At 70.7% G+C, this 14,996-nt stretch carries 15 protein-coding genes; all 15 read left to right on the top strand.

The window, feature by feature from the left end; genetic code table 11:
- Positions 1-11 precede the first annotated feature (11 nt).
- Positions 12-398 carry a hypothetical protein gene (locus tag HAV39_RS31505; protein WP_191842820.1) on the top strand — a complete coding sequence of 129 codons (387 nt, stop codon included), beginning with the start codon at positions 12-14 and terminating at the stop codon, positions 396-398.
- 81 nt (positions 399-479) lie between these two features.
- Positions 480-1,562: a sulfite exporter TauE/SafE family protein gene (locus HAV39_RS31500; RefSeq protein ID WP_203736296.1), complete on the top strand. Its 1,083-nt coding sequence runs from the start codon at positions 480-482 to the stop codon at positions 1,560-1,562.
- On the top strand, positions 1,559-1,783 hold the full coding sequence (locus tag HAV39_RS31495; protein WP_191842818.1) for a cation transporter: 225 nt from the start codon (positions 1,559-1,561) through the stop codon (positions 1,781-1,783). Before HAV39_RS31500 ends, HAV39_RS31495 begins: the two co-directional genes overlap by 4 nt.
- 164 nt (positions 1,784-1,947) lie before the next feature.
- Positions 1,948-2,184 (top strand): DUF305 domain-containing protein, encoded by a 237-nt coding sequence (locus HAV39_RS31490; RefSeq protein ID WP_191842817.1) that lies wholly within the window; start codon positions 1,948-1,950, stop codon positions 2,182-2,184.
- A 64-nt stretch (positions 2,185-2,248) separates the two neighbouring features.
- Positions 2,249-3,832 (top strand): eCIS core domain-containing protein, encoded by a 1,584-nt coding sequence (locus tag HAV39_RS42365; RefSeq protein WP_203736297.1) that lies wholly within the window; start codon positions 2,249-2,251, stop codon positions 3,830-3,832.
- Positions 3,829-4,359: a HEAT repeat domain-containing protein gene (locus HAV39_RS31480; protein ID WP_191842816.1), complete on the top strand. Its 531-nt coding sequence runs from the start codon at positions 3,829-3,831 to the stop codon at positions 4,357-4,359. Before HAV39_RS42365 ends, HAV39_RS31480 begins: the two co-directional genes overlap by 4 nt.
- Positions 4,360-4,404: 45 nt before the next feature.
- Positions 4,405-5,058 (top strand): hypothetical protein, encoded by a 654-nt coding sequence (locus HAV39_RS31475; RefSeq protein ID WP_203736298.1) that lies wholly within the window; start codon positions 4,405-4,407, stop codon positions 5,056-5,058.
- Between the two features lie 111 nt (positions 5,059-5,169).
- A complete protein-coding gene (locus tag HAV39_RS42360; protein WP_203736299.1) occupies positions 5,170-5,367 on the top strand; it encodes a LysM peptidoglycan-binding domain-containing protein in 198 nt (65 codons plus the stop codon).
- 1 nt (position 5,368) lies between these two features.
- Complete coding sequence (locus HAV39_RS31465; protein ID WP_191842814.1) at positions 5,369-6,508, top strand: hypothetical protein; 1,140 nt, start codon at positions 5,369-5,371, stop codon at positions 6,506-6,508.
- Positions 6,505-6,999 (top strand): phage baseplate assembly protein V, encoded by a 495-nt coding sequence (locus HAV39_RS31460; protein ID WP_191842813.1) that lies wholly within the window; start codon positions 6,505-6,507, stop codon positions 6,997-6,999. The genes HAV39_RS31465 and HAV39_RS31460 overlap by 4 nt, the downstream gene beginning before the upstream one ends.
- Positions 7,000-7,326, top strand: coding sequence for a hypothetical protein (locus HAV39_RS31455; RefSeq protein ID WP_191842812.1), 327 nt, complete (start codon positions 7,000-7,002; stop codon positions 7,324-7,326).
- Positions 7,326-7,703 carry a GPW/gp25 family protein gene (locus tag HAV39_RS31450; RefSeq protein WP_191842811.1) on the top strand — a complete coding sequence of 126 codons (378 nt, stop codon included), beginning with the start codon at positions 7,326-7,328 and terminating at the stop codon, positions 7,701-7,703. Before HAV39_RS31455 ends, HAV39_RS31450 begins: the two co-directional genes overlap by 1 nt.
- Positions 7,700-10,255 carry a baseplate J/gp47 family protein gene (locus HAV39_RS31445; RefSeq protein ID WP_191842810.1) on the top strand — a complete coding sequence of 852 codons (2,556 nt, stop codon included), beginning with the start codon at positions 7,700-7,702 and terminating at the stop codon, positions 10,253-10,255. The genes HAV39_RS31450 and HAV39_RS31445 overlap by 4 nt, the downstream gene beginning before the upstream one ends.
- Positions 10,252-12,810, top strand: a complete 2,559-nt coding sequence (locus HAV39_RS31440) for a baseplate J/gp47 family protein (RefSeq protein ID WP_191842809.1) — start codon at positions 10,252-10,254, stop codon at positions 12,808-12,810. The genes HAV39_RS31445 and HAV39_RS31440 overlap by 4 nt, the downstream gene beginning before the upstream one ends.
- Positions 12,807-14,996 carry a phage tail protein gene (locus tag HAV39_RS31435; RefSeq protein WP_191842808.1) on the top strand — a complete coding sequence of 730 codons (2,190 nt, stop codon included), beginning with the start codon at positions 12,807-12,809 and terminating at the stop codon, positions 14,994-14,996. The genes HAV39_RS31440 and HAV39_RS31435 overlap by 4 nt, the downstream gene beginning before the upstream one ends.

Below are 14,996 nucleotides of genomic sequence, written 5' to 3'. Positions count from 1 at the left end.
ATCCTGTGTCCATGCAGCACAGCGCGACCCGATCAGCGGCGATGCCGCTGCGTGTCGTGCTCGTCGCGCTGCTGCTGGCGGGGCTGGGGCTGTGGCAGTCGTGGCAGTGCACCGATGACATGGCCCTGCTGCTGATGCCGGCTGCCATGGCAGCCGACTCGGGCCACGACCGGCATCCGACTGACGCCGAGCACGGACAGCAGCCCACCGACGACCACGGCAGCCTGGCTGTGGCGTGCATGAGTGTGCTGGCTGCGATCGCCGGGGCGCTGCTGTTGCTGGCCGAACCGTCTCGGCTGCTGACGCTGCTGCGCCGAGCCGGTCAGGTTCTGGTGCACCCCGTCGGGCCGCTGCCGCGCGCGGCGACCCTCGCGCAGCTGTGCATCCTGCGCACGTAGGAGAAACCCGCCCCGACACATCTACTGACGTGGATGTTGTGCTGCTGGTTTCCTCCTTCTTGCGAAAGGTCTCATCCCCACGTGTCGACGAATCTTTTCTCCGTGCTGCTGCTCGGCCTGCTCGCCGGAGGCGTGTCCTGCGCCGCGGTGCAGGGCGGCCTGCTGGCCGGCCTGGTGTCCCGCCAGCGCCAACCTGTCACCACCGGCCCCAGCCGTCGCCGCGCTGCCCCGGTTGCGCCGGCCGGCGTCGGTGACGACCTCGCCCCCGTCGGCGGGTTCCTGATCGGCAAGCTCGCCTCCCACGCCCTGCTGGGCGCCCTGCTCGGCGCCGTGGGCACCGCGGTGCAGCTCGGCATGCACCTACGTGCCATGGTCCAGATCGGCGCCGGGCTGCTGATCATCGCGATGGGTCTGGGCCAGCTGGGCGTCAAGGCGTTCAACGGCCTGACCTTCACTCCCCCGGCCTCCTGGACCCGGCTGGTACGCGGCCGCGCCCGATCCCAGTCCGCACTGGCTCCGGCCGTGCTCGGCGTGGCCAGCATGCTCATCCCCTGCGGGGTGACGCTGTCGGTGATGGCCCTGGCTGTGGCGTCCGGGTCGCCGTGGCAGGGCGCGCTGATCATGGCCGTGTTCGTGGTGGGGACCGCGCCGCTGTTCACGGTGCTGGGCTTCGCGGCCGCCCGTGCCCGCCGTGCCGCCGGTGCCTGGGCCAAGCGTCTGGCGGTCGCGACCGGGGTGCTGATCCTGGCCCTGGGTGCCTACACCTTCAACGGTGGCCTGGAACTGTCCGGCTCCCCGGTTGCCGCCAGCCAGATCGCCTACGCCCTCGGCCTGACCGGCGATGCCCCCGCTGAGGTCACCGGCCCCCGGGTCAGCGTCGAGTCCGGCCACCAGACGGTGATCGTCAGCGCCGTCACCGGCGCCTACACCCCGGCCAACCTCGACGTGGCCGCCGGGCTGCCCACCACGCTGATCGTGCGCTCGGACAAAGCGCAGGGCTGCGTGCGCTCCTTCGTCATCCCCAGCCTCAACGTCGAGAAGATCCTCCCGGTCAACGGCGACACCCGCATCGGCCTCGGTGTCCTGAAACCAGGCCGGCTGGCCTACTCCTGCGGCATGGGCATGTACACCGGCCGCCTGACCGTCACGGAGCAGTCCTCATGAGCGCGACCTACGTATTCACCGTAACCGGGATGCACTGCGCCAGCTGCGGACTGCTCATCGACGAGACCCTCGAAGACGAGGTCCCCGGCGTGCAGCGCGCCGAAACCAGCGTCCGCAAAGGCCACACCGTCGTGACCGGCGACGACGGCCTCGACCCGGCCATCGTCGCCGCAGCGATCACCGCGGCCGGATACCAGGCGGTTCTGGCGCCGCAACCCTGAGCGCGAAAGACGGCAGATGCCGTTGCCGGTGGCGCGACGACCGCCACCGGCACCGCAGTATGCCCACTGCGTGCCGAGCACCGGCCTGCCACGAAACCGCACCAATGAACGCTTTTCGGACATATGGTGGTCGAGGATTGCTGGACCTGTCCCAGGGAGCCGACATGGGTCACACCGTTCGCGCGACGGCGCTCACCGCCGCGGTCCTGATTGCCACCGGTTCTGTTTCGGGCTGCGCCGGCACGCAGGCCACCCAGAACACACCTGTGCCTGCCGCGGTGCAGCCAAGCCCGACCCAGCAGTTCAACGACACCGACGTGCAGTTCGTCCAGCAGATGATCGTGCACCATCAGCAGGCACTCATGATGGCCGACATGGCGGCGCAGAAGGCGGCCGGATGAGCCTCGCCGCACCCTTGAACCACAGTGACGACGGACCGCAGTTTGCACAGACTACAATTTGCTCATGCGCGGTCACCGTGCGTTGATAGAGCCGTCAAGTGTGGCGCCGGCGAAATCCGCCAAGGCGGCAAGTCCGGATGCTCTGGTGTCCTCGCCCGCTGACGGCATCTCGCTGCCCGAGCCGTTACGCACCCGTATGCAGCAACGATTCGGTTTCGACCTCTCCACGGTCTCGATCCATGCCCGCGGCGCGGACGCCGCAGCAGCGCATGCGCTGGGCGCCGCGGCGGTCACGGTGGGACGACACATCGTCTTCGCTCAGGGAACCTATGCGCCCGAGACCGCTACCGGTCAGCGCCTGATCGCCCACGAACTCACACATGTCGTCCAGAACGCGCGCTTCGGAGCCGGCCCACCGCGGATCAGCGCCGCGACGGACACTGCGGAACGCGAGGCCGAACGCCTCTCGAACAGCGACGCCGGAACCGTGCGGGAGGCCCCGACGGCGGCGGTGGCCCGGCAGAGCGCTCCGGCGACGGCGCCGCCGCCCAACCGGGTGCAGGAGAACATCCCGCCGGTGTTCGCCGTGTTCGCGAACCCGGTCGCCGCGACGCCCGCCGGCGCGCCAGCCGCGTTCGACGCCTACAAGGCGTTGGCCGCAGATGATAAGGAAAAAGCCCTCAAGTGGGCCCATTCCACGGGTCGACTGAAGCTGGTACTTGCCGCGCTGGGACCGGTCAGGGCGGCCGAGCCGAAGTATGCCGACATCGTGCATGGCATCCTGCGCTGGATCGAGGAGACCGAGACGCGAAAGACGACGGGAAAGACCGACGCGGAGATGGCGAAGGTGCAGGCCACCTTCATCAAGGCCCAGCCATCAGCGCCGCCAGGCTGGGGCGGGACCACGCAAACACGCTGGGCCGGGCTGCTGCCGGCGGCGCGGAGGGACTGGGCCGATCGCGGGCTCAAGGCGATCGCCGCGATGGTCTCCTACGCCCACGGCGCCGCTCCCGAGCTGGGGCTGACGGCGGGCAGCTTCGAACTGAACTTCGACCTGATGGACACGCTGTCGTTGGGTTCGCTCGCAGCGGTAGGGTCGGCACCTGGCAAGAACGTCACGATCGGCTTCGAGTTCGTCGCCCTCGTGGAGGTCGATCCGGCCTATGCACTGTCGACCGTGGTGCACGAACTGGCCGGCCATCCGATGTACGACGAGGCCAGCGGCGCCTCGACCTACTCCGCGAACTATGCCGCGAAGCTGTACAGCGCCGCTGCTGCACAGGTACCGTCCGTGGCCGACCCGCACGGGAACGAGACGTTCGGGTACTGGCAGTCGGAGATCTACTCGCTACTCAAAGAAATCCCCTACTGGCGTGCGGTGTTGCCTGCACACGCCGCCAAACGCCTCGATCTGCCGGGCCCCGCCACGACCGCTGCCGCGACCGCCTACGACCCACGCAGCGAGATCCCCGGCGTCTTGCAGAGCATTCGCGACAACTGGGAACCGTCGCTCGTCAACGGCCTCGTGCGCGGGTTCTACCAGCGGGTGGCGAACGATCCGAGCATGAGGAGGGAGTCCGTGACCGAGTTCGAGAACATCGTCAGGCAGGTGTTTCCCGCAGCCGACGCCGCGGTGATCCTCAAGTGAGCGTTCCCGCCTTGCCGCTGCCCGACGACGCCGAGGCCGATCGCCAGATCCGACGATTGCTCGCGCCCAGCGGAGATCCGCAATACCGGCTGGCACGCGGCGCGGCGCTGACCTGGCTGCTGGAGCATCCGCAGGAGGCATATCCGCGACTGCTGGCGATCCTGCAGAGTCCGGCACCGCCTGCCCTGGCGCTGGCCGCGGTAGTCCACTTCCAGCGCGCCGACAGCGTGCCGGTGTTGGAACACGTGCTGCACACCGCCGACGATCCGACCGTGGTCGTCGCCGCGCAGGCACTGGCCGAGCACCCGGCACCCGAGGCGGGCGCGGTGCTGCGACGTGCGCTGGGCTCGGCACGCGAGCAGACCGTGGCGTCGGCCGCCGACGGACTGGCGATGCGCGGCGACTCGGCAGCGTGCGTGCCGTTGACCGCGGCACTGCAGCACCCCGACCCCGACGTGCGCAGGCGCGTGCAGGCCGCGGTCGCCCGACTGGGTTGCGAGCAGCCGGCGCATGGTGCGCCAGGGTGACGTGACGCTGACGCCGCGGTGACGGCTGGTAGCGACGATGCGTTCATGGGCAATATGACCTCGAGCCCGCGGACGCTGCGCGGCGCGATCTTCGCCATCGACATGGCGATGCCGCTGCCCCGTATCGTGATCTTTCAATACAACCCGGAGAGCGTCACGCGGTCGCTGACGCCGCGATCGGCCCCGACGGGCGCGTCGGCTGCCGGGCCCGCCGATGCGCACCGTATCTGGGGAGCGCCGGTCGAGTCCTGCAGCATGGTCGTCGAGGTCGATGCTGCCGACCAGCTTTCCGACGTCCATGCGGGGGTGGTCGGTGTCAGCGCGCAGCTGGCCGCATTGGAGTTGCTGCTGTACCCCAACGTGATCCAGGTCGTCGCGAACACTGCGCTACTGGCGGCAGGGACGATCGAGATCCTGCCGCCGCAGAGCCCGCTGACGGTGTTGGTCTTCGGGCCGGGGCGCGTCGTTCCGGTGCGTGTGGACGGCCTGTCGATCACGGAAGAGGCGTTCGATCCGTTGCTCAACCCCATCCGGGCCCGGGTGGAGTTGAAGGTGACCACGCTGACCTACAACGATCTGCCGCCGAGCGACGCGGGGTATGCGCTGTTCCTGGTGCATCAGGTAGTGAAGGAGGCGCTGGCGGTCACGGGTTCGGCTGTGGCCGTCGGGTCGGCGTCATTCGAGCTGGCGGGGGTTTGAGTGTCGACCGCGATCAGCCGCTACGCGGATGCGCCGACGGCGACTCTGACGGTCTCGGACGGCCGGGGCGGTCGGCGGGAGGTCCGGTACCTGCTGAGACGTGCGCCGACGATGGAGGTGGCCCTCGAGTCGGGTGTGCTCATCCGTCACCGGGTACGCGCCGACGACCGGCTGGACCTGCTGGCAGCGCGCTACCTGGGTGATCCCTGCGCGTACTGGCACATCTGCGACGCGAACGCGGCGTTGGACCCCGACGCTCTGGTGGGGCCGGCCGCGGAGGGTTCCACCATTCTCATCCCGGGGGGCTGAAATGCCAGGCGGTGGGCTGCATCTGAGCGTGCTGGCCGGGTCGACCATCCCGGTGCCGCTGCCTGCACCGATGGCTGCCCGGCTGCGTTCGGTCACGGTGACCGAGAGCGACAAGGATCGTTCGCTGTTCTCGATGACCTTCGATGCAGGGCGGTCCGGGCCCGCGGCGGTCATGGACACCGCGCTGCTGACCGCCTCCCCGGTGGCCGCGTTCGCGCGCGTGGTGCTCGTGGTCAAGTTCGGTGCGCTGCCACGAGTGCTGATGGACGGCATCATCACGCAGGTGGAGCTGGCGCCAGGAAGGCAGCCGGGGTCGGCCACCCTCACCGCTCTCGGCGAGGACGTGACCTACCTGCTCGACCGCGTCGAGGCCGACGCCGAACACGCCTGCCTCAGCGACTTCCTGATGGTGCAGAAGATCCTTTTGCAGTACTCCGGGCACCGGCTCGTGCCGATGGTGATCCCAACCCCGGTATCGGACCCCGTGTTGCCGGTCGAGTACGTCCCGACTCAGCACGACACCGATCTGGGACATCTGCGCCAGCTGGCCGAGCTCCACGGCTATGTCTGCTACGCCATTCCGGGACCGGCGCCGGGCCAGAGCGTCATCTATTGGGGTCCGCCGGTGCGACAGGGGCCGCCACAGCGTGCCCTGTCGGTCGATCTGGGGCCGCACAGCAACGTCACGGAGGTCAACTTCCGCCTGGAAGCCCTCGGACCGGTGCTGCTCGACGGCGAGGTGCTGGACGAACGTTCCGGACAGCAGCTGCCCGTGCGCACCGCGGCCAGTCTGCGGCCCCCGCTGTCGGTGCTCCCGTTGTGGGCGACCCGCCAGGGCGACCTCCGCCGGCGCCGGTTTCGTGACAGCGGCGTGACCATCACCACCGCCTACGCCCGCGCGCAGGCCCGGGTCGACGCGGCCAGTGACGCGGTGATCGCCGAGGGCGCCCTCGACGGGGCGCGCTACGCCGACGTGCTGCGCCCTCGCGGGCTGGTCGGGGTACGCGGTGCGGGCTGGTCGCACGACGGCCTGTGGTACGTCCGCCAGGTCACCCACGAACTCTCCCGCGGGGCATACCAGCAGCGTTTCACTCTCAGCCGCGACGGTTACGGCTCGACCGTACCGGTGGTGGTGACGTGAAGCAGTTCTTCGGCAAGTACCGCGGTGAAGTCAGGGCGAACATCGACCCGCTGCGGCGTGGCCGGGTGCAGGTCTCGGTACCGGCCGTGTTCGGCCACGGCAGGTTGAGCTGGGCCGAGCCGTGTGTGCCGTACGCCGGACGCGGTGTGGGGTTCTTCGCGGTGCCGCCGGTGGGCACGAAGGTGTGGGTGGAGTTCGAGGCCGGTGATCCGCGACGGCCCATCCTCGCCGGTTGCTTCTGGGAGCTGGGCCAGGTTCCCGGTCCTTCGCTGCCGCAGGTCAAGGTGTGGCAGACCGACTGCGTGACGATCACACTGAGCGATCTACCGCAGGTCGGTGGGCTCAGCATCGAGGTGCGTCCGCCCGCGGTCGCCAGCCCCATGAAGATCTCCTTGTCCGGCAGCGGCATCGAGGTGAAAAACGGCCTGGCCAGTATCTCCCTGGATCCGAAAACCGTGTCGATCAACGGCGGGGCATTGGAGGTGACGTGAATGCCAGGGTATCTGGCCCATCAGGCCGCCACGGTGCTCTGCGCCCACGGCGGCCAAGCCACACCCACTGCGACCTATCCGCGGGTGAAACTCAGCGGCAACGCCGCGGTGGTGCTGACCACGCCGTATGTCGTGGCCGGCTGCGCGATGCCGCCGCCGCCCCCGGGCACCGGCCCGTGCGTGTCGGGCCAGTGGGCCACCGGCACCGTGCGGGTACGCGTGCTGGGCGGCCTGCCGCTGGTCGTCCAGGGCGGCCAGGCGGTGTGCGTGCCGACCGGCACACCGCTGACGGTCGCGGCACAACAGATCAGGGTCAGGGGGACGTGATGCATCTGGCGTTTCCACTGCGGATCGACAGCCGCGGGCGCACCGCCGTGGCCGGCGACGAGGAGTACCTGCGCGGCCTGATCGAACAGGTGCTGTTCACCCGCATGGGCGAGCGGGTCAACCGACCCGACTTCGGCAGCGGGGTGAACAGCCTCGTCTTCGCCCCTGCCGGCGACGAGCTCGCGCAGGGTGTGCACGCCATGGTGCACGGGGCCCTGCAGCAATGGCTGGGCGAAGTGCTGCATGTGGAGGAGATCGGCGTGCAGGCGGCCGACAACGTCCTGCATGTCACGGTCGTGTACCGCCCGAGCAGCTCCGCGGCGGACCCGGCCGAGCGGCGAACCATACGCGTCAGTGCACCGGGCGGTGCGCCATGAGCGAGCAGGGCCGTACCGGGGTCGACGTCGACCGGGAGGCCCGGGTGGCGTTGATCCGCGGCAGCGGCCACAACGGCATCGACTTCGTCGAACTGCTGCCGGCACAGCCCCGCAGCATGTCCGACGGTGGCCGCACCCTGCTGGTGCACCTGCTCCGGGGTCCGGTCCCGGCCGAGCTGGATCGCAGCCGCGTGGCCGTCGTCGGGGGTGTGCGCCCGGATCCGCGTATCAACCCGGTACGCGTCGGCTGGGCGTACCCGGCCGCCGCCGTGACCAGCGCTGACCCGCCGCCGCTGGTGACCGACGCCGACCAGCAGGCGGTTCGGGCGGCATTGCAGCCGCAGGTCCGCGACCGGGTGCTGGTCGTACGCACCTCCAGCGGCGGCGACTGGTCCACCTATGTGCTGCGGCTGCTGGGCGCCGGCACGCACCTGGCACCGGACGGTTTCGACGAACCGCTGGCCGAGATCCCGTTCGTGTTCACCGTCGATTGCCCGTCGGACCTGGACTGCCGGGCCTCGCAGCAGGTGGCCGGGCCGCCGGAACCGGCACCGGTCGTCGACTACCTGGCCCGTGACTACGCGGCGCTGCGTGTGACGCTGCTGGATCGGCTGGCCGCACAGCTTCCGCAATGGACCGATCGCAGCCCCGCCGATCTGGGCGTGACTCTCGCCGAGCTCTTCGCATACCTGGGTGACCGCCTGGCTTACTGGCAGGACGCGGTGGGCGTGGAGGCGTATCTGAGCACCGCCCGACGCCGCACGTCGGTCCGCCGCCATGCCCGGTTGCTGGACTACCACGTGCACGACGGCTGCTCGGCACGGGCGTGGCTGGCGTTCACCGTAGGAGGTCCCGACAAGGACGGAACAGCACGGCCTGACGCGGTCGCCGACGTCGAGCTGCCCGCCGGCACGGCCGTCGCCGACCATGTGCCGGCCACCGCAGCCGGCATCGTGTCCGCCGACGAAGCCGCAGCAGCGGGCGCCGTCGTGTTCGAAACGTGCATCGCCGCGCGGCTGACAGCCGCGCGGGACAAGCTGCAGCTGCACAGCTGGGGCGACCCCGATCACACCCTGCCCGCCGGGACCACCTGCGCATACGTGCAGGTCCCCGCCGATACCCCGGACCTGCTTCTGCACACCGGTGACGTGCTCGTGCTGGCCGAGGTCGGAGCCAGCGGCAGGCCCGACAGCGGAGATCCGGCACGGCGATACGCGGTGCGGCTGGACCGCGAACCTACCCTGCGCCAGGACCCACTGGCCCCGGCCGGCGTGAAAGTCGTGGAAGTGCACTGGCACCCCGATGATGCGCTTCGCGGCCAGCTGCGGGTGTCGCGTCCGGCAGCCGACGGCCACATGTTCGTGGCCGCTGTCGCACTGGCCAATGTGGTGCCGGCCGATCACGGGGCGACGGTGGCCGTGGCCGAGCTCGACCCGGCCCAGGTGCCGCAGCATGGCGGTTACCGGCCGCGGCTGCCCCAGCCCGGCCTGGCGTGGGTCGAGCCGTACCGGCTGGCCCCGGACGCACCGGCTGCGGCCGTGCTGCGCCCCGACCCGCACGGAGCGGTGCCGCAAATCGAGTTGAAGGACCAGATCTACACCTGGAGCGCGCGGCGCGACCTGCTCGACAGCGGCTGGCTGGACGCGCACCTAGCCGTCGATATGGAGTCCGACGGCGTGACGCGGCTGCGGTTCGGCGATGGGGTCCTGGGCCGGCAACCGATCGCCGGAACGAGGCTGCAAGGTCACTGCCGTATCGGCGGCGGCACGCACGGAAACGTTGCCGCCGGGCAGCTCACCAAACTGCTGAGGCTGCCCGACGGGCAGGTGCTGAGCGGCATCTCGGTCGACAATCCGATCCCGGCCGCCGGCGGCACAGACCCGCAGCCGATCGCCGAAGCCCGCAATCTGGCACCGCACGCCTTCCGCGGGCAGCTTCGGGCCGTGACACCGGCCGACTACGCCGCCGTGGCCAGCGTCTTTCCCACGGTGCAGCGGGCCGTGGCGCGTCGCCGCTGGACGGGTTCGTGGTACGCGCACGAGGTCATGATCGACCCGATCGCGGGGCACGGCGAGGACGCCACGGTCGGCGCCCAGATCGCCACGGCACTGCAGATGCGCCGGATGGCGGGCGTGGACGTGGAGACCGCACGTCCGGTCTACGTCCCGCTGGAAATCGTGTTCACCGCCCACGTACACCCCGGCTATTCCCGCTCGAGCATCGCCGAGCAGCTGCGCCAGGCGCTGGGCACCGGCACGCAGCCAGACGGACGGCGCGGGTTCTTCCACCCCGACAACTTCACCTTCGGCCAGCCGGTCTACCTCAGCGACGTCGTCGCGGCGGTCATGGCGGTGCCGGGCGTGGCCCGCGTCGAAGTCGACGACACCCCGGGGTCCGGCAACGTCTTCGGCCGGTGGGGCCGGCCCAGCCGCAACGAGGTCGCACTGGGCCGCATCGAGATGGCACCGCGCGAGGTCGCGCGTGCCGACAGCGATCCGAGCAACCCGGAGAACGGCCGTGCCGAGGTCCTGCTGGAAGGCGGTGAGGCATGAACGCCGCGCAGCAGAGTGACCGGCCGCCGCAGTCTTACCCGGCAGCCGGGGGCGGGCCGCCGCAGAGCGGCGTGTTCAACCCTGCCGGGCAGCCGCGGCTGCGCTACCGCGCCGCGCCGCACGCGCAGGCCATGACACGTATGCGAGCCGCGCTGAGCGCCGCGCACCAGCCGCTGGCTGTGCGGCTGATGGCCGGGCACAACACCGACGACCCCGCGCTGGCGCTACTGGACGCCTGGGCCGTCGTCTGTGACATCGTGTCGTTCTACCAGGAACGCATCGCCGATGAGGGCTTCCTGCGCACGGCCAGGAGACGCGACTCGGTGCGAGAACTGGCCCGCACGCTTGGCCACGAGTTGCGCCCGGGGGTGTCCGCCCAGACACATCTGGCGTTCAGCGTGGAGGACTCCCCCGGCGCGCCGAGCACGGCCGTCGTCGCCGCCGGTACACCGGTGCAGAGTGTGCCGGGCCAGGACCAGCTGCCCCAGACGTTCGAGACGACCGCGGCGCTCACCGCGCACGTGGCGTGGAACGAGATCGCCGCGGTCGACACCGAGGCACAGGTCTTCGGAGCCGGCGAGACACAGATCTGGCTACTCGGCACCGGTCACGGCCTGCGGCCGGGCGACCCGCTGCTGCTGATCGCCGACACGCGAGCGGACCCCTCCCAGCGGCCCACGGGCAACCGCCGGCAACGCGCCCTCCACTGGGATTTCCAGGTGCTGCACGAGGTGCTGGAGCTGCCGGAGCCCGGCGGCGGCTGGACGGTGCTCACGATCACACCGGGCCTGGGCGCCAGACCTGATCTGGACCTCGGCACGCCTCGGGAGGCAGACAGGTCACGAGACGTGCAGGTGTATGCCTTCCGTGAGCGCGCCAACCTGTTCGGCATGAACGCCCCCGACCCCAAGCGGTTTCCCGACGAGACGCCCGTGGACGGCGATTGGGCCCAGTTCGGCGTCGGCTCCGGCGAGTTGGAACTCGACGGCGATCACCCGCAGGTGCTGACCGATTCATGGGTGGTACTCGAGCAGGCGAGCACGTGCGCGCTGTACCTGGTGACCGAGGTGTCGCCCGACGGGGCGAAGAAGTACGGCCTCAGCGGCCGTATCACCAAGGTCAAAGTCGCCGACGGAACGGGGTTGGGCACTTTCACCAGGCGCAAGACGCTCGTGCACTGCCAGTCGGTGCCGCTGCCGGCGGCACTGCGCCCTCGCCGCGGCACACTGGCGGGCCCCGAACTCGAGTTGCGGGCCAGCCAGCCGACGCTGCCCGAGGGTCGCCTGGTGCTGGTCACCGGCACAGCCGACGACACCAGGCAGCCGGCCGTCGAGCCGGCCACGGTGTCGGAGTGCCTGGGATCAGGTCCGGCCATGACCGTCAAATTCCAGCAGGCCCTGCGGCACCGCTATGTCCCGTCGAGCGTCCGGGTCCTGGGCAACGTGGTGGCCGCCACTCACGGCGAGACGGTCCTCCAGGTGCTCGGCAGCGGAGACGGCCGCGCGTCCTTCGCCGAATACCTGCTGCGCCGCGGTCCGCTGACCTATGTGCGAGCCGGCAACGCCGCCGGTGCCGTCGACACCCTGGAGGTTCGCGTCGACGACGTCCGCTGGAGCGAGGTCGAGTCGCTGGCCGATGCCGCGGCCACCGACCGCGTCTACAGCGTACGCACCTACGACGACGGCGAAGTGGGCGTCGTGTTCGGTGACGGCGTGCACGGCGCCCGCCCGTCCACCGGCATCGAGAACATCACCGCACGCTACCGCGTCGGCATCGGCCAGGAGGGCCGGGTCGATGCCGACGGGGTCAGCCTGCTCGTCCAGCGGCCGCTGGGCATCCGGCAGGTGCGCAACCCCGCCGCAACCCACGACTGGGCCCCGCCCGAAGACGTCGACCAGTCCCGTGCCAACGCAGCGCTACGCGTGCGCACGCTGGACCGCGCCGTGTCCGTGACCGATCACGAGGACTTCGCCCGGGGCTTCGCCGGGATCGGCCGTGCCCGCGCCGACCTGGTCTGGGACGGGCGCCGGCACCTGGTGGCCGTTTCGGTGCTCGGCGTCGACGGGCGAGAGCCCGGCGACGGGTTGCTGGCCGACCTGCGAACGGCGCTCGTCAACGCCCGCGACCCCGGCACCGAACTGATGGTCTGCGGTGGGCGGATGCTCACTTACGCGTTGACCATCCAGCTGGCCCACCACCCGGATCATGAGCGTGCCGCCGTGGAGGCCGCGGTGCGGGCAAGCCTGCGGGATCGGCTGGGTCCGGCCCGGGCCGACTTCGCATCGACCATCGCCGCCTCGCAGGTCCTCGTCGCGGCCGGCGCCGTGCCCGGCGTGCTGGCGGTCACCATGCCCCGTCTCGTGCTGGTCGGAACCGGTGCACCTCAACCACCCGGTCCGGGCCGAGGCGACCCACCGGGTGAGGCGCGGCCCGGGTCTGGTCCGGTCGGCGCGCTGCTGATCGCACAGCCCGCGCGGTGGGTGGACGGCGACCTCGCGCCGGCCCAGGCACTGTCACTGGCCGGCGACCAGATCACGATCGCGGAGATGCCGTGAGCGACAGCGTGCCGGATCCTGACGGCACCGCCGCGCCGGCCCGGCTGTTCCAGCTGCTGCCGGCGCACCTACGCGCCCGCGACGCCGCGGCCGGCGATGACCAGCCCGGTGGGCCGCTGGCCGCGCTGCTGCAGGCGGTCTGCGGCGAGCTGGAAGTCCTGGAGGCCGACATCGAGGGTCTCTACGACAACTGGTTCATCGAAACCTGCGCCGACTGGGTGCTGCCATATCTGGCGGATCTGGTCGGGCTGGAGCACCTGCCAGCCGACCTGGGGCCCGGCGTCAGCGCCCGCCGGCTCGTGGCCAACACCGTCGCCTACCGGCGGCGCAAGGGAACACCGGCGGTGCTCGAGCAGGTGGCCCGGGACGTCACCGGCTGGCCGGCCCGGACCGTGGAGTTCTTCCAGCTGCTGGCCACCACCACACACCTCAACCATGTGCGGCTGGACCGGCCGACGACCGCCGACCTTCGCCGCGCCGACACGCTGCAGCTGGTCGGGAACTTCGCCGGTGGCGCACTCGACTCGGTGGCGCACACCCCCGACGTACGGACCCTCAGCTCGGGCAGGGGCCGGTACGGCATCGCCAACATGGCCGTGTTCCTCTTCCCCCTGCAGACCTACGAGGTCACCTGGGCCCGGGCCAGCCACCGCGGCGAAGGCACGTACGCCGCCGACCCGCTCGGCAGAACCACGCCGCTGTTTGCGGCACACCGCACCGACCCGGTGATCGAGCACCTGGCGCAGGAAGCCGACCTGCCGCTGCCGCTGCGGCCACACCGGTTGCTGCAACTGTTGCAGGCGGCCCGGAATGCGCTGATCCCGGATGACGACCTGCCGATCGGCGTGCGGATAGGCACCCAGGGCCGGCCACTGCCCCCCGGCCGGATCCGGGTGTGCGGGCTGGAAGACCTCGACCCTCACGAGACCGAGCCACAGGTCATGATCGACCCTGTCGGCGGCAGCCTGAAGGTGTATCAGCTAGGCCGTCAAGTCACCCCCGAGCAGCTGTTCGTGCGGTACCGCTACGGTGCGGTGGCCAACGTTGGCGCGGGGCCCTACAACCGGCGCCAGATCCACGACCACTCCCTCTGCACCGACAACTTCCTGGGCGCGCCTCACGTCGCCGGGCAGATCGCGGTGCGCTCCGGCGCGCCGCCCTCCGCCGGCACCGTCGGCTCCCTCGGTGCAGCCCTGCAAGCGGCCGGGCACGCTTGGACGGGCTCGGCCGGGCCTGCCGGAGGGACCTATTTCGTCATCGTCACCGACAGCGCCACCTACACCGAAGACCTGAAGGTCGCGATCCCCGCCGGAGCACGCCTGGTGATCGTCGCCGCTGCGGCGCCGCCCGGCAGCCCCCTGCTGGCCGGCACCTACATCACCGACGGCCTGCGCCCTCACCTGCTCGGAAATCTCCATGTCACAGGCGACCAGACCAGTAGCCTGATCATCGACGGCCTGCTCGTCGAGGGCCGGGTCAGCGTCGGAGCCGGTCTGCTGTCCGCGCTGACCGTCAGCCAGTGCACCGTCACCAACGGGGTCACCGCAGGAACCCGGCTCGACGTTGAGGAGGATGAAGAGCGCGACACAGCGTCGGTACGCCAGGACGCCAACAGAGGCTTGAACATCAGGCTGGTCCGCAGCATCGTCGGTGCCGTCACGCTGGCCGACACGGTGCCGTCGCTGGCGGTCGCCGACAGCGTGTTGGACCCCAGCCTGCCGATGCGGTCGAACGCCGGCACCGCCGGAGCCGCGGCCGTGGCCGTCGCAGCCGCGGGCGCCGCGTTGACGGTCGAGGGCAGCACCGTGCTGGGCGAGGTGACGGTGCGCCGGCTGGAGGCCAGCAGCGCCATACTGGCCGGGCGCACCACCGTCCAGCACCGCCACACCGGCTGCGTTCGATACTGCTTCGTCGCACCGGGGTCGCGCATCCCCAAGCACTTCCGCAGCGTGCTGCCAGGCGATGAGGCCGCCCCGCAACCGGTGTTCGCATCATTGGATCCCGGATCCCCGCACTACGCGGCGCTGGCGCGGAGCTGCCCCCAGGAGATCGCCGAAGGCTCCGAAGGCGAGGCCGAGATGGGCGTACACCACCACCTGCGCCGCCCTCAGCGCATCCGTGCCGCACGGCTGCACATCGCACCGTACGTACCGACCGCACTGGAGATCACGATCATCGGAGGCTGA

This window comes from Catellatospora chokoriensis (assembly GCF_011297315.1).
Taxonomy (GTDB): domain Bacteria; phylum Actinomycetota; class Actinomycetes; order Mycobacteriales; family Micromonosporaceae; genus Catellatospora; species Catellatospora citrea.
This window is presented reverse-complemented; position numbering and strand designations above follow the sequence as displayed.